14 protein-coding genes are annotated in these 16,857 nt (G+C 75.6%); 11 read left to right on the top strand and 3 right to left on the bottom strand.

Annotation, left to right across the window (positions count from 1 at the left end):
• Positions 1–34 precede the first annotated feature (34 nt).
• The gene (locus AB0C69_RS07080; RefSeq protein WP_360350831.1) at positions 35–2,095 is read left to right on the top strand and encodes a histidine kinase; all 2,061 of its coding nucleotides are present in this window, start codon (positions 35–37) and stop codon (positions 2,093–2,095) included.
• Here AB0C69_RS07080 and AB0C69_RS07075 read toward each other — a convergent pair.
• The gene (locus AB0C69_RS07075; RefSeq protein ID WP_360350828.1) at positions 2,092–2,697 is read right to left on the bottom strand and encodes a response regulator transcription factor; all 606 of its coding nucleotides are present in this window, start codon (positions 2,695–2,697) and stop codon (positions 2,092–2,094) included. The two genes, AB0C69_RS07080 and AB0C69_RS07075, sit on opposite strands and share 4 nt — an antisense overlap.
• Positions 2,698–2,823: 126 nt before the next feature.
• On the opposite strand from AB0C69_RS07075, the gene AB0C69_RS07070 reads away from it, so the two are divergent.
• Together AB0C69_RS07070 and AB0C69_RS07065 are read left to right on the top strand one after the other, a co-directional pair.
• The gene (locus tag AB0C69_RS07070) at positions 2,824–3,555 is read left to right on the top strand and encodes an ABC transporter ATP-binding protein (RefSeq protein ID WP_360350825.1); all 732 of its coding nucleotides are present in this window, start codon (positions 2,824–2,826) and stop codon (positions 3,553–3,555) included.
• A complete protein-coding gene (locus AB0C69_RS07065) occupies positions 3,555–5,981 on the top strand; it encodes an FtsX-like permease family protein (protein WP_360350822.1) in 2,427 nt (808 codons plus the stop codon). Before AB0C69_RS07070 ends, AB0C69_RS07065 begins: the two co-directional genes overlap by 1 nt.
• A gap of 3 nt (positions 5,982–5,984) precedes the next feature.
• Here AB0C69_RS07065 and AB0C69_RS07060 read toward each other — a convergent pair whose 3' ends face one another.
• Both AB0C69_RS07060 and AB0C69_RS07055 read right to left on the bottom strand, forming a co-directional pair.
• Positions 5,985–6,734, bottom strand: coding sequence for an SDR family NAD(P)-dependent oxidoreductase (locus tag AB0C69_RS07060; protein ID WP_360350819.1), 750 nt, complete (start codon positions 6,732–6,734; stop codon positions 5,985–5,987).
• On the bottom strand, positions 6,734–7,429 hold the full coding sequence (locus AB0C69_RS07055; protein ID WP_360350816.1) for an SDR family oxidoreductase: 696 nt from the start codon (positions 7,427–7,429) through the stop codon (positions 6,734–6,736). Before AB0C69_RS07055 ends, AB0C69_RS07060 begins: the two co-directional genes overlap by 1 nt.
• A gap of 176 nt (positions 7,430–7,605) precedes the next feature.
• On the opposite strand from AB0C69_RS07055, the gene AB0C69_RS07050 reads away from it, so the two are divergent.
• The 8 genes from AB0C69_RS07050 to shc all read left to right on the top strand — a co-directional run.
• The gene (locus tag AB0C69_RS07050) at positions 7,606–8,649 is read left to right on the top strand and encodes a PucR family transcriptional regulator (protein WP_345182670.1); all 1,044 of its coding nucleotides are present in this window, start codon (positions 7,606–7,608) and stop codon (positions 8,647–8,649) included.
• A gap of 482 nt (positions 8,650–9,131) precedes the next feature.
• Complete coding sequence (locus AB0C69_RS07045) at positions 9,132–9,935, top strand: SAM-dependent methyltransferase (protein ID WP_345182669.1); 804 nt, start codon at positions 9,132–9,134, stop codon at positions 9,933–9,935.
• A 138-nt stretch (positions 9,936–10,073) separates the two neighbouring features.
• Positions 10,074–10,991, top strand: a complete 918-nt coding sequence (locus tag AB0C69_RS07040) for a helix-turn-helix transcriptional regulator (RefSeq protein ID WP_360350811.1) — start codon at positions 10,074–10,076, stop codon at positions 10,989–10,991.
• Between the two features lie 291 nt (positions 10,992–11,282).
• Complete coding sequence (gene hpnC, locus AB0C69_RS07035; RefSeq protein WP_360350808.1) at positions 11,283–12,149, top strand: squalene synthase HpnC; 867 nt, start codon at positions 11,283–11,285, stop codon at positions 12,147–12,149.
• Positions 12,150–13,010: a presqualene diphosphate synthase HpnD gene (hpnD, locus tag AB0C69_RS07030; RefSeq protein ID WP_360350805.1), complete on the top strand. Its 861-nt coding sequence runs from the start codon at positions 12,150–12,152 to the stop codon at positions 13,008–13,010.
• The gene (hpnE, locus tag AB0C69_RS07025; RefSeq protein WP_360350802.1) at positions 13,007–14,410 is read left to right on the top strand and encodes a hydroxysqualene dehydroxylase HpnE; all 1,404 of its coding nucleotides are present in this window, start codon (positions 13,007–13,009) and stop codon (positions 14,408–14,410) included. The genes hpnD and hpnE overlap by 4 nt, the downstream gene beginning before the upstream one ends.
• Positions 14,407–15,414 carry a polyprenyl synthetase family protein gene (locus tag AB0C69_RS07020; RefSeq protein ID WP_360350799.1) on the top strand — a complete coding sequence of 336 codons (1,008 nt, stop codon included), beginning with the start codon at positions 14,407–14,409 and terminating at the stop codon, positions 15,412–15,414. The genes hpnE and AB0C69_RS07020 overlap by 4 nt, the downstream gene beginning before the upstream one ends.
• 32 nt (positions 15,415–15,446) lie before the next feature.
• Positions 15,447–16,857, top strand: a 1,411-nt coding sequence (gene shc / locus AB0C69_RS07015) for a squalene--hopene cyclase (protein WP_360350796.1), incomplete at its 3' end; no start/stop codon positions are given.

Genomic DNA, 16,857 nt, shown 5'->3' with positions numbered 1-16,857 from the left:
GGGGCCGCGGTCGGCACGGTTGATCGTCGGGGTGGTGCTCGCCTCGTTCGCCGCGGTGTACGCGCTGGCGGCGCCCTCGCGGACGGAGGGCGCCGCGCGGGCGGCCGCGGCGACCGCCCTCGTGCTGGTGGTCCTGCTGGCCCAGTTCGTCCAGGTCGTGCCGCGCTGGCGGCGATGGCGCGGCGGCTGGAGCCTGGCCGCGCAGGCGGCCGCCGCCTACGCGGGCGTCGTCGCGTTCGGGACGTCGGCGGGGATCCTCGGCTTCGTCGTCGGGTCGCTGCTGCTCGCGGGGGCCTGGCCGGCCGCCGCCTGCGTCCTGGCGAGCGCGGCGCTCGCGGACGCCCTGCGCGGCGGCGCGAGCGCCGACGTCACGATCAGCTGCCTGCTGACCGGGCTCGTCGTCTACGGGCTGGTGCGGCTGGCCGACCGGGCGGACGACGTCGCGGCGGCCCGGCTGCCCCTCACCGTGGCGGCCGTGGAACGGGAGCGGCTGCGGATCGCGGCGGAGCTGGACGGCGGGCTCGGCGACGGCCTGCGGGCGATCTCGGCCGGCAGCCGGCGCGCCCTCGACCGCCCGGAGGCCGTCGCGGACGTGCTGGCGGTGGCCAGGGAGTCGCTGAACAGGGCGCGCACGGCCGCGGCGGGGCTGCGGAGCATGTCGCTGGCCCCCGAGATGGCGGCGGCGCGGGCGCTGCTGGAGGCGGCGGACGTCCGGGCCGAGGTGCGCGAGGGCCACCGGGAGCCGCTCGGCCCGGCCGGGGCGCTGCTGGCGACGGTCCTGCGCGAGGCGGTGACGGACGTGGTGCGCGCCGGTTCCGCGCGGACCTGCCTGATCGCGACGTCGGAGCGGGGCGGCCTGGTCGGGCTGCGGGTGGTCAACGACGGCGTCCGCACGGCCGAGCGCGGCGCGGAGGGCCTGGAGCAGGCGGCGGAACGGGTGCGCGCGGCGGGCGGGACCTTCTCGGCCGGCCTGGACGGGGACGGCCGGTTCGCGGTGGAGGCCGCCGTCGCGGCGGGGGACCGCACCGTGAGCCTGCCCGACCGGGCGGCCTACCGGCTCTCGCTCGCGCTGCTGGCCGCGGTCCTGGCGGGGTTCTCCGTCAAGGGGCTGCTGCTGGTCCCGTGGGGGCCGCGGTGGCCGGCCGCCGCGGCGGGGCTGGCGCTGATCTCGGCGGTGGAGCTGCTCTGGGCCGGGCGCGGGCGGCCCCGGTGGTGGCCGCCGGTCCTGGCCGTCCTCTGCTTCGCCCCCCTCGCCGTCTTCGGGAAGGCGTGGCTGGGCGTCGCCGGGTTCCTCGCCGGGACGTTCCTGGTGGGGCTCCCCGCGTGGGCCGCCGTCCCGCTCGTGGCGGCGTCCATGGCGGTGACCGGCGCCGCCGCTCGGGCCCTCGGGCTCGGCGCTGCGGCCGTCGCCAACTACGTGGTCAGCACGCTGGTGACGGGCCTGGTGGTGTACGGGCTCGTCCGGCTGGCGCGCCTGGTGCGGGACCTGCGGGCCGCCGGGGACGAGCTGGCGAGGGCGGCGACCGTCCAGGAGCGGCTGCGGGCCGCCCGGGACCTGCACGACCTGCTCGGGCACAGCCTGGCGGCGATCCTGCTCAGGTGCGAGCTGGCCCGCCGGCTCGCCGGGGCGGACCCGGACCGCGCCCGCGCGGAGCTCGCCGAGGTCGTCGCCATGGCCGAGCAGGCCCGCGCGGACCTGCGCACCGCGACCGGCGGGGACGCCGAACTCGCGCTGGACGGTGAGGCGGCGTCGGCGCGGTCGGTGCTCGCCGCCGCCGGGGTCGAGGTCGAGACCGCCCTCGGGCACCCGGTCCTGGACGGGCGCGTGTCGGCGGTGCTCGGCACGGTCCTGCGCGAGGCGGTGACCAACGTGCTCCGCCACAGCGCCGCCACCCGCTGCACCATCGCGACCGGGGAGGACGGCGCCGCCGTCTGGCTGGTCGTGGAGAACGACGGGCTCGACCCGGCCGCCCCCCGGACGGCGCCCGGCGCCGGCATCGGGAACCTGACCACGCGGCTCGCCTCGGCGGGCGGAACGCTCAGCGCGCGCGCCGACGGAAAGGGATGCTTCCGGCTGGAGGCGAGGATCGGCTAGAGCCAGCCCGCCTCGCGCGCGATGCGCGCGGCGTCGGTGCGGTTGCGGGCGTTGAGCTTGGTGACGGCGGCCGTCAGGTAGTTGCGCACCGTCCCGGCGGACAGGTGGAGCCGCCCGGCGATCTCCGGGGCCTCCGCGCCCTCCGCCGCGAGCCGCAGCACGTCGGTCTCGCGCGGGGTGAGCGGGTTGTCGGCGAGGTCCCAGGCGGTGAGCGCGAGGTTCGGGTCGAGGACCCGCTCCCCGGCGGCGACCTTCCGGATGCCGGCGGCCAGCTCGTCCGGCGGCGCCGTCTTCAGCAGGAAGCCGCTGACCCCCGCCGTCAGGGCGCGGCGCAGGTGGCCGGGCTTGCCGTGCCCGGTGAGCATCAGCGTCGCGGTGTCGGGGAGGGCCTCGCGCAGCGCCGCCGCGGCCGCGAGGCCGTCCAGGCCCGGCATGTCGATGTCCAGCACGGCGACGTCGGGACGGGTCGAGCGGGCCGCGGGCAGCACCTCGTCCCCGCGCTCGACCTCGGCCACCACGGTGAGGTCGGGTTCGAGCCCCAGCAGGGCGGCGAGGGCGCCGCGCACCACGTGGTGGTCGTCGGCGAGAAGCACCTTGATCACAGCATATGTCTACCAGCCGGCGCCGACCGCCCCGGACGGCGTCACGCCCGGACCCATGACGAGGTCACGGGTGGCCGGTGATCTCCTCTCTGGTGGCCGGAACCGCAGGTCACAAGACTTGTGGGCATGAACGACGCGGTGCGCATGGACGCGGTGAGCAAGGTCTACGGACGGGGCAGGGGAGCGGTGGCGGCGCTGCGGGAGGTGACGGCGACCCTCCCGCGGGGCCGGCTCACGGCGGTGATGGGGCCGTCCGGCTCGGGCAAGAGCACGTTCCTGCACTGCGCCGCGGGTCTCGACACGCCCACGTCCGGCACGGTCCGGCTGGGGGACACCGAGCTGTCCTCCATGAACGAGACGAAGCTGACCGAGCTGCGCAGGCGGCGCGTCGGCTTCGTGTTCCAGGCGTTCAACCTGGTGTCGTCCCTGACGGTGGAGCAGAACATCACCCTTCCGCTGCGCCTGTCGCGCACCCGCCCGGACAAGGCGTGGCTCACGGAGGTGGTCGCCCGCGTGGGGCTGGCGGACCGGACCGGGCACCGTCCCGGGCAGCTGTCCGGCGGGCAGCAGCAGCGGGTCGCGATCGCGCGCGCCCTGGTGACGCGCCCGGACGTCGTGTTCGGGGACGAGCCCACGGGCGCGCTCGACACGATGACGGCCCGGGACGTGCTGACGCTGCTGCGCGAGACCGTGGACGGCATGGGCCAGACGGTCGTGATGGTCACGCACGACCCGGTCGCCGCCTCCTACGCCGACACGGTGCTGTTCCTCGCGGACGGACGGATCGTCGACTCGATGGACGCCCCGTCCAGCGACAAGGTCGCCGCCCGCATGACCCGGCTGGGAGCGTGGAAGTGATGTTCGGAATCGTGCTCAGCACGCTGCGCCATCGCAAGGCGGGCTTCGCGGGGGCGTTCGCCGCGCTGCTGTGCGCGGCGGCCCTGATCTGCGCGTGCGGCGTCCTGCTCGACACGGGCCTGCGCGGCTCCGTCGCGCCGGAACGGTACGCGGGGGCGCCGGTCGTCGTCACCGGCGACCAGTCCGTCCACCAGGTGATCGTCAAGAAGAAGGGCAAGCGCAAGCACAAGGCCAAGCCGCTCGCCGAGCGCGTGTGGCTGCCCGCCTCCGTCGCCGCCCGGGTCCGGGCGGCGGACGGCGTCCGGGACGTCGTCACCGAGGTGACGTTCCCCGCCGAGATCGGCGCCCCCGAGGAGGACCGCCCGTCCTGGGGCCACGGGTGGGAGTCCGCCGCGCTCACCCCGTTCACCCTCCGCGAGGGCCGCGCCCCGGCCGCGGACGACGAGATCGTGGTCGACGCCGCCACGGCGCGCGCCCGCCGCCTGCACCCGGGCACGTCGGTGCGGGTCGAGGCCGCCGTCCCCGGCGCCTACCGCGTCGTCGGGGTGACCCGGCAGGCGCTCGCGCACCAGACCGCCGTCTTCTTCTCGACGGCTCAGGCGGCCCGCCTGTCCGGCCGCGGCGGCATGGTCACCGCCGTCGGCGCCCGCGGCTCCGCCAGGGCCGTCGAGGACGCCGTGCGCGGCACCGGGGCGACCGTCCACACCGGCGGCGACCGGGGCCGGGCGGAGTTCCTCGGCGCGGAGAAGGCCCGCGTCAAGCTCATCTCCCTGGGCGGCGCCCTCGGCGGGACGGCCCTGCTCGTCGCCGTCCTCGTGGTGTCCGGGACGTTCGCGCTGTCGGTGCGGCAGCGGGAGCGCGAGGTCGCGCTGCTGCGCGCGGTCGCCGCGACGCCGCGGCAGGTCCGCCGGATGATCGGGGGCGAGGCGCTGCTGGTCGGGCTCGTCGCGGGACCGCTCGGCGCGGCGGCCGGCCTGCCGCTGGCGTTCCTGCTGCGGGACGAGTTCCGCGGGCTCGGCGCCCTGCCGCCCAACCTGGACCTCGTCATCGGCCCGTTCCCGCCGCTCGCCGCCGCGCTCGCCACCGTCCTCGCGGCCGTGGCCGCCGCCCGGATCACCGCCCGCGGCGCGGCCCGGATCCGGCCCGTCGAGGCTCTCGGCGACGCGGCCACGGGCCGCGCCCGGCTCGGCGCCGTCCGGATCGCGGCCGGGCTGGCCGTCGCGGCCGGGGCCGCCGCCCTGACGGCGCTGCTGGCGCACCTCGACACGGAGGCGGCGTCCAGCCCGGTGACGATGCTGACCGCGATCGTCTGGACCGCGGCCGTCGCGCTCCTCGGCCCCGCCCTCGTCCGGGCCGCGGTCGCCGGGCTCGCCGTCCCGCTCCGGCTCCTGCCGGGCGGCGGGCACCTGGCGGCCGCCGACCTCGCCGCGGCCGCCCGGCGCCTGGCGTCCGTCGTCACCCCGCTGACGCTGATGATCGGGCTGACCTCGACGATCCTGTTCACACAGACGACGATCGGCCACGCCGCGACACGGCAGGCGCGCGAGGGCACGGTCGCCGCGCACGCCGCCGGCCCCGCGGTCCCGCACGGCACCGCCGAGCGGCTCCGCCGGACGCCCGGCGTGACCGCCGTGACCGAGGTCCTGCACGGCACCGTCCGGGTCGGCCTGGAGAACTACGGCGTCCAGGGCGTCACGCCGGCGGGCCTCGACCGCACCATGGACCTGGACGTCCGGGCCGGGTCGCTCGACCGCCTGGACGCCTCCGGCATCGCGGTCAGCGCCACCGCCGCCCGGCGCCTCGGCGTCCGGCCCGGGGACCGGCTCGCGCTCACCCTCGGGGACGGCACGCCGTTCCGGCCCACCGTGATCGCCGTCTACGGGCGCGGCCTCGGGTTCGGCGACCTCACCGTCGACCGCGACCTGCTGGCCGCCCACGTCGACGACCCCCGCGGCGCGCTGCTGATCGCGGGCGCCCCGCCGCGCGGTCTCCCGGTCGCGGCCCCGGGCGCGCTCGCCGAGGCCCGGACGGCCGGGAACGCCGAGGTCGCCTACGTCGCGATGGGGCTGATCATCGCGTTCACCGCGATCGCCGTGGTGAACACCCTCGCGATGGCCACCGCGGGCCGGGCCCGCGAGTTCGCCGTGCTGCGCCTCGTCGGGACGACCCGGCGCCAGGTCATGGCGATGCTCGGGTGGGAGACGCTGGCCGTCGTCGTGATCGCCGCCGTTCTCGGCACGGCCGTCGCCCTCGCCGCGCTCACCGCGTTCGGCGCGGGCATGACGGACGGCCCCCCGCACGTCCCGCCGCTCGGCCACCTGGGGGTCCTCGCCTGGGGCCTCCTGCTGGCCGCGGCCGCGACCTTCCCGGCCGCCCGCCTCGCCATGGCCTCCCGCCCCGCCGACGCCGCCGGCGCCCGCGAGTGACGGTCAGGCGCGGGAGCGGGTGGTGCCGCCGTTGACGTGGAGGATCTGGCCGACGAGCGTCGGAAGGCGCTCGTCGGCCAGGAACGCGACCGCCGCCGCGACCTCCTCGGGGGTCGCGATCCGGCCGAGTGGCGTCCGGGCGGCGTACCGGGCGCGGATCTCCTCGACGGACACCCCGGCGGCGGTCGCGTCCGTCTCCAGCAGCGGCGTGTCGATCGCGCCCGGCGCGACGGCGTTCACCGCGATGCCGAGCGGGGCGAGTTCGCGGCCGAGCGACTTGGCGAGCGCGACGACGCCCGCCTTGGACGCCGAGTAGGCGCTCGCCTCCGGCCATCCGACCACGCCCCACTCGGACGCGGTCAACACCATCCGGCCGCCGCCGCGCTCGACCATGCCCGGCATCACGGCCTGCGCGCACGCGAACGTCCCGCCGAGGTCGATGTCGACCGTCCGCCACCAGTCGTCGAGGTCCTCCGACCTGGTGAACGGAGCCATCTCCAGCCGACTGGCGCAGGTGACGAGGAGTGCGATCTGCCCGCCCGTGCGGCGCTCGACCTCCGCCACCATCGCGGTGACCGCCGCCGGATCGGAGACGTCGGCCGGCGCGGCGATGCCGTTCAGCTCGGCGGCGAGCCCGGCCACGTCCCGCCCGGGACGGTCGTTGAGGACGACCAGGCGGCCGTCGGCCGCGAGCCGGCGCGCCACCGCCTCGCCGAGCCCGCCGGCCGCCCCGGTGATCAGCGCGATCGTCATCAGACCACCGTCCCCGCGTTCGGGGACAGGACCTCGCCGGTGCAGAACGTGCCGTCCTCGATGAGGTAGGCGACGGCGAGCGCGACCTCCTCCGGGGAGGTCAGCCGCCCGGCCGGCACGCCCTGCAGATAGGACGGCCTGCGCCAGGGCGAGTCGTAGGGGAGCATCGGCGTGTCGGTGGGGCCGGGCGCCACCGCGTTCACCCGTACCCCGGACGGTCCGAGCTCCGCCGCCAGCGACCGGACGAACCCGAGCACCGCGCCGGTGGCCGCCGCGTAGTGCGCCTCGGCGCTCGCGCCGCCGACGGCGAGGTGAGAGGTGATCGCCACCATGCTCCCCCGGCCGCGCTCGGCCATTCCCGGCGCGAGGGCGGCGCACATGTTCACCACGCCGCCGAGGTGCACCCGCAGCATCCGCCGCCAGTCGGGCCAGGCGATGTCGGACACCGGGACGATCATGTGGTGCCCGGCCGCGTTCACCGCCGCCTCCACCGGGCCGAGCTCCCGCTCGATCCGCCGGACCGCCGCGCGCACCTGCGCGGGTTCCGCCACGTCCACGCTCACCGAGTGGTCGGTGTCCGGGGCCTGGCGCAGGTCGAGGCCCGCCGTCCGCCAGCCGCGTCCCGCCAGCTCGCGCACCATCGCGGCGCCGACGCCGCCGGCCGCCCCGGTGACCAGCGCGACCCGCCCGTCCATGAGATCACCTCGCAACGCTCCGAAAGCACCAGGCAAACCCGGCATAACCGCTGGTGACAAGCGTCATGGGGATTCCTTGGCCGAACCCACCGCGGCGCGCCCGACCTTTCGTGCACTTGCCCAAAACACGGTCACGGGCGCGGGAGGGCGCCCAGGCGGGGTGAGAGGGTGAGGATGTGACCAGCGATTCCACGCTGCCGCACCTGACCGTCCGGCAGCTCCTCGAGGTGCCGCGCTTCCGGCTGCGCCTCGTCGCCGGGCAGGACGGTCTCGACCGCCCGGTCCGCTGGGCGCACTCCACCGAGCTCCTCGACCCCGGCCCCTACCTGCACGGGCACGAGATCGTGCTGACGGTCGGCGCGTCGCTGCGGGACGGGGGCGCGTGCGCCGCGTTCGCCGGTTCGGTCAAAGCAGCCCGCGCGAGCGCCGTCGGCTACGGGATCGGCGACGTGACCGACGCCGTCCCCGAGGAGCTGCGCGACGCCTGCGACCGCGTCGGCCTCCCGCTGCTGGAGGTGCCGCGGGAGGTCCCGTTCCTCGGGTTCACCGAGTGGTTCGCCGAGCGGCTCGCGTCCGTCGGCGACGAGCGGCACGAGCGGGAGGAGACCGGGCGGCTGCTGCGCATGGTGCGCGACGGGCTCGCGTCCGCCGAGGCGCTGCGGCCCCGGATCGACGAGGCCGGGCTCGACCCCGCGTCCCTGCTGGTGATCGCGATGGACGGCGCGGTCGAGGAGGAGCTGCCCGGCGTCCTCGGCCTGGACGACCACACGGCCCTGCTCGTCACCAACGACGCGCACGCCTGGGCCGAGCCCGCCGGCGTCGGCAGCCCTGGCCCGCTGGAGCACCTGCCGGTCTCGCTCACCGAGAGCCTCACCGCCCTGGACACCGCGCGCCGCACCGGCGGGGTCGTGCACGCCGCCGACCTCGCCACCTTCCAGGCCCTCCTCGGCCGCCTCGACCAGGAGCAGCTCGCCCCGTTCGCCGAGCAGATCGCCCGTCCGCTGAGGGAGTACGACGCCGCGCACGGTACCCGCCTCACCGAGACGCTGCGCACCTTCCTGGACATGGGCGGCGCGGTCGGCGCGACGTCGCGGGCCCTGTACCTGCATCCCAACACCCTGCGCCACCGGCTGTCCCGGATCGAGTCGCTGACCGGCCGCGACCCCATGCGGTTCGAGGACCGGGTGGCGCTCGCGATCGCCGTCTGGGCGGGCCGCTGAGGGCCGTCCCCCTGGACGTCTCAGGCTGGACGAGGCGAATGTCCGAAACGCCGCATTGAAGAAACGTGTGATCAGGTTCGGCGCCGGGTGACGGTTTTTCAAGAATCACCTGGTATAGGCGGTTATGAGGGTTTGGAGGCTCCGGTCACGGGCGCCGCTCGGCCAAGTAAAATCTTGGAAAAGTGAAAGGCGAATTTTTCCGCGGTGGTCCGGCCGGTTCATCCTGGCGGCGCGGACACCGATCCGTGTCCCGCCCGTAAGAGATCGACCGGTCCTCCGGGCGGAGGGCGTTCAGCGATCGCTTTCGTCACACCTGGCGCACGCGCCACCCGGTTTTCAGGGTTTCCGCCACTCTGTGTATTCATTATCGTCCCGAATCGGTGCGTGGACAGGTCCGAATTTCACTTTTCCGGCCGCCTCTGGGGCGCGGGGTCTAGGTTTGCCGCGAGAGGTGCCCGTACCTGCTGGAAGGAGCGTCAGACATGACGGATACCACCCGGGGCCCGGGAAAGGGATCGGACACCAAGATCAACACAGAGGTGCCGCAGTCGGCGCGGATCTGGAACTACTGGCTTGGGGGGACCGACAACTACGAGGTCGACCGGCTCGCCGGCGACCACTACGTCTCGCTGTACCCGGGCATCGTGGAGATCGCCCGCGCGGGCCGCTACTTCATGGACCGGGCGATCCGGTTCCTCGCCCGCGAGCGGGGGATCCGCCAGTTCATGGACTGCGGGACCGGCCTTCCCACCGTCGACAACACCCACGAGATGGCCCGCCGCGCCGCCCCCGACGCCAAGGTCGTCTACGTCGACAACGACCCGCTCGTCCTCGCGCACGCCCGCGCCCTGATGAACGAGGGCCGCACCGCCTACATCGACTGCGACCTGCACGACCCGAAGACGATCATGGACCGGGCCTCGGAGCTGCTGGACCTGTCCCAGCCCGTCGGCCTGATGATCATCGGTGTGCTGGGGCACATCGTCGACCCCGACGAGGCCTACGGCGTCGTCCGCGGGCTGATGGACCCGCTGCCCTCCGGCAGCTACCTCATCCTGCACGACTCCACCGACGAGAACGCGCGGTTCAACGCGGCGCAGCGCGCCTACGACGAGACCGGCGCGATCCCGTTCCGGCTGCGCGACCCCGAGTTCATCCGCGGCTACTTCGACGGCCTGGAGCTGGAGGAACCGGGGCTGGTGACGAGCGGGGCGTGGCGTCCCGAAGTCGGGCCTATCGAGGGCGAGAGCCTGCCGACCAGGTGCGGGGTGGCCCGTAAACCCTGACGCGCCGTGCCGGGAACCGTCTCCGGGGTCCGGGCCGCGTGGCCGGGACGGTAAGTAACATACGGTCTTATCTCCGACGCGGAGCGTGAACTATAGTCGGAGCGGTCGTCCATGCCGTCTTCCGATGAGGAGTCCCCCTTGGCCTCCGTCACGATCACCGGCAGCAGGAAACCGCCGCCCGGGCGCAGCGCTCCGGCCGGCGCGGTCCCCGCGCAGGGCGACCCGTTCGTCCCGCGCATGCTGCTCGGCAAGCGGCTCCGCGAGCTGCGGGAGGCGGCCGGGCTGCCCCGGCCCGGGGCCGGCCTGGCGATCGGCGCGTCCGAGTCGAAGATCGCCAGGCTGGAGCTGGGCCGCACGGGCGCCAAGGCCGCCGACGTCGCCGGCCTGCTCGACCGCTACGGCGCCGACCCCGGCGAGCGCGCGACCCTGCTCGCCCTGGCCGAGCAGACCGGCGCGAGGCCCTGGTGGCACGGCGACGCCGACATCGTGCCGCGCTGGGTCCGCGACTACCTGAGCGCCGAGCAGGCGGCCAGGCTGGTCCGCACGTTCGAGGCCCAGTTCGTCCCCGGCCTGCTCCAGACCGAGGACTACACCCGCGGCCTGGTCCGCGGCCTGCGCCCCGAGTCCGACGAGGTCGAGCGGCGCGTCGAGTTCCGGATGCGGCGCCAGCGCGTCCTGCGGCGCCGGCCGCGCCCCCTCAACCTCTGGGTCGTGCTCGACGAGGGGGCGCTGTGGCGTCCCGTCTGCGCGCCCGAGACGATGCGGCTGCAGATCAGACACATCATCGAGCAGTGCAGGCGGCCGAACGTCACGATCCAGATCGCGCCCCTCGGCATCTCCGGCCAGGTGGCCGGCGACGGGTCGCTCACGCTCGTCCGGTTCCCGCAGCAGGGCCTCCAGGACATGGTCTATCTGGAGCGTCCCGACAATGCCGTCTACCCGACGCGGCGCGCCGACATCGAGCACCACTGGCACATTTTCAACACGCTGGTCACCGAGGCCGCACCGCCCGAGCAGACGCCCCGGATACTCGCGCGAATCCTCACCACCTACTGAGCCGGCCACCGCCCGTTCCGCCCGGATCGCCGCCTCCAACCCGCCAGGTAATGATCGTCCACAGGTGAATGCGCGATGACCACTGGTGATCGCTGGACTCTCCGATTCCCTGTTCCCGCCTGACCGCTTCCGGCCTATTTTCATAAAGGACGGAAAATCGGGAGGCTCGGCGCGGCCGATCGGGGACGTACGCGTCATGGGCCCCGTCGATGGCCATGTTTACCGGCCGGCCACCCGGTTAACGGGCATCGATGTACGCCCCCGCGCCGCCACCGCCCCAGGGGGAACGCCATGTCCGTCAGCGAGCGTTTGTGGAACGCCACCGAGGAACGCCGGGCGAGGACCGAACTGCAGTCCGGGGAGAACTTCCCCGTCGCCTCCCGGCTGCTGCCCGCGCGCCACCGCGCGCACCTGCTCAACGTGTACGGGTACGCCCGCCTGGTCGACGACATAGGGGACGAGGCGCCGCCGGGCGAGCGGGCCGGTCTCCTCGACCTCGTCGAGCGCGATCTCGACCGCGTCTACGCGGGGGAGCGGCCGGACCTGCCCGTGCTGCGCGACCTCGCCGCGACGATCGTCGCCCACCGCATCCCCGCCGAGCCGTTCCGCCGCCTGGTCCGGGCGAACCGCCAGGACCAGGAGGTCACCCGGTACGCGACGTTCGACGACCTCCTCGGCTACTGCGCGCTGTCCGCCGATCCGGTCGGGCACATCGTCCTGCACGTGTTCGGCGCCGCCACGCCGGACCGGCTGCGCCTGTCGGACCGGGTGTGCTCCGCGCTGCAGATCATCGAGCACTGCCAGGACGTCGGCGAGGACCACCGCAACGGGCGCGTCTACCTGCCCGCGGACGACCTGCGGCGGTTCGGGTGCACCGAGGACGACCTCACCGCCCCGGCGACCCCGACCCGGCTGCGCGGCGTCGTGGCGCTCCAGGCGAGGCGGGCGCGGCGCATGCTCGACGAGGGCGCCGGGCTCACCGGCGGGCTCCGGGGGTTCGCGCGCATCGCCGTCGCCGGATACGTCGCGGGCGGCCTCGCCGCCCTCGACGCGCTGGAGCGCGCCGCCTACGACGTCCTGCCGGGCCCGCCGCGGCCGAGGAAGGTGCGGCTGCTCGCCGAGTGGTCGCGGACCATGGGAAGGAGAAGGGCAGCTTAGATGGACGCTTCCACCGCCTACCGGCACTGCGAGAGCGTCGTGCGCTCCCAGGCGCGCAACTTCTCGTACGGGATCCGGCTGCTTCCCCCGCCCAAACGGCGGGCCCTCAGCGCCGTGTACGCGTTCGCCCGGCGGATCGACGACATCGGCGACGACCACGGCGCGCCCGCTGCGGACCGGCTCGCGAAGCTCGCCGCCGAGCGGGCGCGGCTCGCCGAGCCCACTGCCCATCCCTCCGACCCGGTGCTGGTCGCGCTGGCCGACGCCGCCCGCCGCCACGCGATCCCCCTCGACGCGTTCGGCGAGCTGATCGACGGCTGCGAGGCCGACGTGCGCGGCGAGACCTACGACACCTTCGACGACCTCCTCTGGTACTGCCGCTGCGTCGCCGGGGCCGTCGGCCGCCTGTCGCTCGGCGTGTTCGGGACGGCCGACCCCGCCGCGGCCGTGCCGCGCGCCGACGCGCTCGGCGTCGCGCTCCAGCTGACGAACATCCTCCGCGACGTCCGGGAGGACGGGGCGAACGGCCGCGTCTACCTCCCCGCCAAGGACCTCGCCCGGTTCGGGTGCACCCTGGAGCGCGACGAGGCGGGCCGGACGACCGACGACCCCGACCGGCTGGCGGGCCTCGTCCGCTTCGAGGCGGACCGGGCGGGGCGGTGGTACGCCGACGGCCTGGAGCTGCTGCCCATGCTCGACCGGCGCAGCGCCGCGTGCGCGGGCGCGATGGCGGGCATCTACCGGCACCTGCTGCGGCGCATCACGGCCGACCCGCTGACCGCGCTGGAGACGCGGACGTCCCTGCCCGCCTGGGAGAAGGCGACCGTGTCCGCCATGGCGATGGCCGGGATCCACCGGTGAGCGCCCGCGACGGCGCCCCGCCGGAGGTCGCGATCGTCGGCGGCGGGCTCGCCGGGGTCACCACCGCGCTGGCGCTCCAGGAGACGGGGGTGCGCGCGACGATCTACGAGGCGCGTCCCCGGCTCGGCGGCGCCACCCACTCGTTCTCGCGGGACGGGCTGACGGTCGACAACGGGCAGCACATCTTCCTGAAGTGCTGCTCGGCGTACCGGGGCCTGCTCGCACGGCTGGACGCCCTGGACCGCGTCCGCGTCCAGGACCGCTTCGACGTCCGCGTCCTGACCCCGGACGGCCGCGCCGGACGGCTCCGCCGTGCGGTGTCCACTGCACGGCTCCGCCGTGTGAAGGCCCCCGGCCCCCTGCACCTGCTGCCCGCGCTCGCCGGGTACCGGCTGCTCTCGCCGGCCGACCGGCTGCGGGCGGTCGGCGCGTCGCTGGCGCTCGACCGCCTCGACCTCTCCGACCCGTCGCACGAGCGGATCAGCATGGGCACCTGGCTCGCCGAGCACGGGCAGGGCCCCTGGGCGCGCGAGGCGCTCTGGGAGCTGTTCGTCACGGCCGCGCTCAACGCCCGGCTGGACGGCGCCGCGCTCGGCCCCGCCGCGTTCGTGTGCCGGACCGCGCTCCTCGGCCGCCCGGACGCCGCCGACATCGGCGTGCCGGCGGTCCCGCTCGGCGACCTGCACGGCGCGCTCCCGGCGGCCAGGATCGAGCGGGACGGCGGCCGGATCCACCTGAACGCGAAGGTGACGGCGATCGACGCCGGTCCGAAGCTCGTCGTGAACGGCGCCCCGGTCGGCGCCGACGCCGTCGTGGTCGCCGTGCCCCACCGGGCGGCGGCCGCGCTCGTCCCCGAGGAGGCGGCCCCCGGCCGGGCGCGCTGGGCCGGCCTCGGCTCCAGCCCGATCGTCAACGTCCACGTCGTCTACGACCGTCCCGTCCTGCGGGTCGACGGCGCCGACCCGCCGTTCGCCGCGGCGGTCGGCTCGCCCGTCCAGTGGGTGTTCGACCGCACCGCGGTCAGCGGCCTCACCGGCGGCGGCCAGTACCTGGCGGTCTCGGTCTCGGCGGCCGACCGCTGGATCGACACGCCCACCGCCGCGCTGCGCGCGGTCTACCTCGCCGAGATGGAGCGGCTGTTCCCGGCCGCGCGGCGCGCCCGCGTCACCGACTTCTTCGTGACGCGGGAGCGGCACGCGACGTTCCGCCAGAGCCCCGGCAGCGAGGCGCTGCGCCCCGCGTCCGCGACCCGGCTGCCGTGGCTGTTCCTCGCCGGCGCGTGGACGGACACGGGCTGGCCGGACACGATGGAGGGAGCCGTGCGCAGCGGCCTGACCGCGGCCCGGCTCGTCCGCCGCCACCTGCGCCGGACGGCCCCGGACGGGGGGAGCGGCCGATGACCGTCCCGACCTCGATCACCGGCGGGCGCGCCCTGGTCGACCAGGCCATGCGCGCGTCCGCGGAGCGGCTCGACCCGTGGACCCGCCGCGTCGTCGCCTACCACCTCGGCTGGACCGACGAGAACGGGGAGCCCGCCGCCGCGGGCGGCAAGGCGCTGCGCCCCGCGCTGGCGCTGCTGTCCGCGCGGGCCGCCGGCGCGTCCGAGGAGACGGCGCTGCCCGGCGCCGTCGCCGTCGAGTTCGTGCACGCGTTCTCGCTGCTGCACGACGACATCATGGACGGCGACCGGACCCGCCGGCACCGCCCCGCCGCCTGGACGGTGTTCGGCCCGTCCGCCGCCATCCTCGGCGGCGACGCGCTGATGGCGCTGTCGGAGAACCTGCTCCTGGACCAGCAGACGCGCGGCGCCCACTGGGCGGCGCGCGCGCTGACCGCCGCCACGCAGCGGCTCATCGCGGGCCAGGCGCTCGACATCGGGTTCGAGCAGCGCGACGACGTCGCCCTCGACGAGTGCCTGGCGATGGCGGCCGACAAGACGGGCGCCCTGCTCGCCTGCGCGTGCTCGATCGGGGCGATGCTGGCCGAGGGCCCCGCCCGGCTCGTCACCCACCTGACCGGCTTCGGCGCCGAGATGGGCCTCGCGTTCCAGCTCGTCGACGACCTGCTCGGCATCTGGGGCAGCCCGGACGCGACCGGCAAGCCCGTCCTGGCCGACCTGCGGGCGCGCAAGAAGTCGCTCCCGGTGGTGTACGCGCTGAACGCCGGGCGCCCCGAGTCGCGGCGGCTCGCCGCGCTGTACGCCGACCCCGGGCCGCCGTCCGAGGACGCCCTGCGGGAGACGGCCCGGCTCGTCGAGGCGGCGGGCGGGCGCGACTGGGCCTCCGCCGAGGCCGACCGCCGCGTCGCCGCCGCCGGGCGCCACCTCGACGAGTCCGGCATGGACGGCGCCGTGGCCGCCGAGTTCCGCGACATCGCCCTGTTCGTCACCTCCCGGGACCACTGACCCCGCCGCGCCGGCGAGAAGGGAAGCGCTGCATGACCACCACCGACGTGTCCGGACTCACCGGCGCGGCCGCCGCCGCCGTCGACGCCGCCCGCGACCGCCTGATCGGCCTCCAGTCGCCCGAGGGCTGGTGGAAGGCCGAGCTGGAGACCAACGTGACCATGGACGCCGAGGACCTGCTGCTCCGCCAGTTCCTCGGCATCCGCTCCGACGCCGACACCAAGGACGCGGCGCGCTGGATCCGCTCCCGGCAGCGCGACGACGGCACGTGGGCGAACTTCCACGGCGGCCCGGCCGACCTGTCCACCACGATCGAGGCGTACGTCGCGCTGAGGTTCGCCGGGGACCCGGTGGACGCCGCGCACATGCGCGAGGCCGCGGCCTACGTGCGGGAGGCGGGCGGCATCGAGGGCAGCCGCGTCTTCACCCGCGTCTGGCTGGCGCTGTTCGGCCAGTGGTCCTGGGACGACCTGCCGGTCATGCCGCCCGAGCTGATGTACCTTCCGAGCCGCGTCCCCCTGAACGTCTACGACTGGGCGTGCTGGGCACGGCAGACGATCGTCCCGCTGACGATCCTCGGGTCGCTGCGCCCGGTCCGGGCCCTGCCGTTCGACCTGCCCGAACTGCGCTGCGGCGTGATGCCGGCCCGGGAGGCCCGCGGCTGGGGGGCGGCGTTCAACGCCCTCGACCGCGTTCTGCACGTGTACGAGAGGCGGCCGGTGCGCCCGCTGCGCCGGGCGGCGCTGCGCCGGGCCGCCGACTGGATCGTCGCCAGGCAGGAGGCCGACGGCTGCTGGGGCGGGATCCAGCCGCCGTGGGTGTACTCGCTGATGGCGCTGCACGAGCTCGGCTACGGCCTCGACCACCCGGTCATCAGGCGCGGCCTCGACGGGCTCGAACGCTTCACGATCCGCGACGGGAAGGGACGCCGCCTTGAGGCGTGCCAGTCACCCGTCTGGGACACGGTCCTGGCCGTGAACGCGCTCGCCGACGCGGGGGTGGCCGCCGACCACCCGTCCCTGCTGCGGGCCGCCGACTGGATCGTCGGCGAGGAGGTCCGCGGGCCGGGGGACTGGGCGGTGAAGCGGCCGGACGTCCCGCCGGGCGGCTGGGCGTTCGAGTTCGACAACGACGTCTACCCCGACACCGACGACACCGCCGAGGCGATCCTGGCGCTGCGCAGGGCCGCCTTACCGGCGGCGGAGGAGCCGATCAGGAGGGCCGTCCGCTGGCTGGAGGGGATGGCCTCGCGCGACGGCGGCTTCGGAGCCTTCGACGCCGACAACACCCGCGAGCTGTGCACGAAGCTGCCCTTCTGCGACTTCGGCGCCGTCATCGACCCGCCGTCCGCCGACGTCACCGCCCCCTCCTCCGCCGCCACCGGACGAGCAGCCCGCGGCGGCGATCACCGCCGCCCCGGCGACCGCCGCTCCCACCGTCCCG

The sequence above is a fragment of the Actinomadura sp. NPDC048032 genome, from assembly GCF_040653175.1.
Lineage (GTDB): Bacteria > Actinomycetota > Actinomycetes > Streptosporangiales > Streptosporangiaceae > Spirillospora > Spirillospora verrucosospora.
This window is presented reverse-complemented; position numbering and strand designations above follow the sequence as displayed.

Coding starts and splice junctions, on each gene's coding strand:
- AB0C69_RS07070 (WP_360350825.1), top strand. CDS start 2,824: ATGAACGACGCGGTGCGCATGGACGCGGTGAGCAAGGTCTACGGACGG.
- AB0C69_RS07020 (WP_360350799.1), top strand. CDS start 14,407: ATGACCGTCCCGACCTCGATCACCGGCGGGCGCGCCCTGGTCGACCAG.
- AB0C69_RS07045 (WP_345182669.1), top strand. CDS start 9,132: ATGACGGATACCACCCGGGGCCCGGGAAAGGGATCGGACACCAAGATC.
- hpnD (WP_360350805.1), top strand. CDS start 12,150: ATGGACGCTTCCACCGCCTACCGGCACTGCGAGAGCGTCGTGCGCTCC.
- AB0C69_RS07065 (WP_360350822.1), top strand. CDS start 3,555: ATGTTCGGAATCGTGCTCAGCACGCTGCGCCATCGCAAGGCGGGCTTC.
- AB0C69_RS07060 (WP_360350819.1), bottom strand. CDS start 6,734: ATGACGATCGCGCTGATCACCGGGGCGGCCGGCGGGCTCGGCGAGGCG.
- AB0C69_RS07055 (WP_360350816.1), bottom strand. CDS start 7,429: ATGGACGGGCGGGTCGCGCTGGTCACCGGGGCGGCCGGCGGCGTCGGC.
- hpnC (WP_360350808.1), top strand. CDS start 11,283: ATGTCCGTCAGCGAGCGTTTGTGGAACGCCACCGAGGAACGCCGGGCG.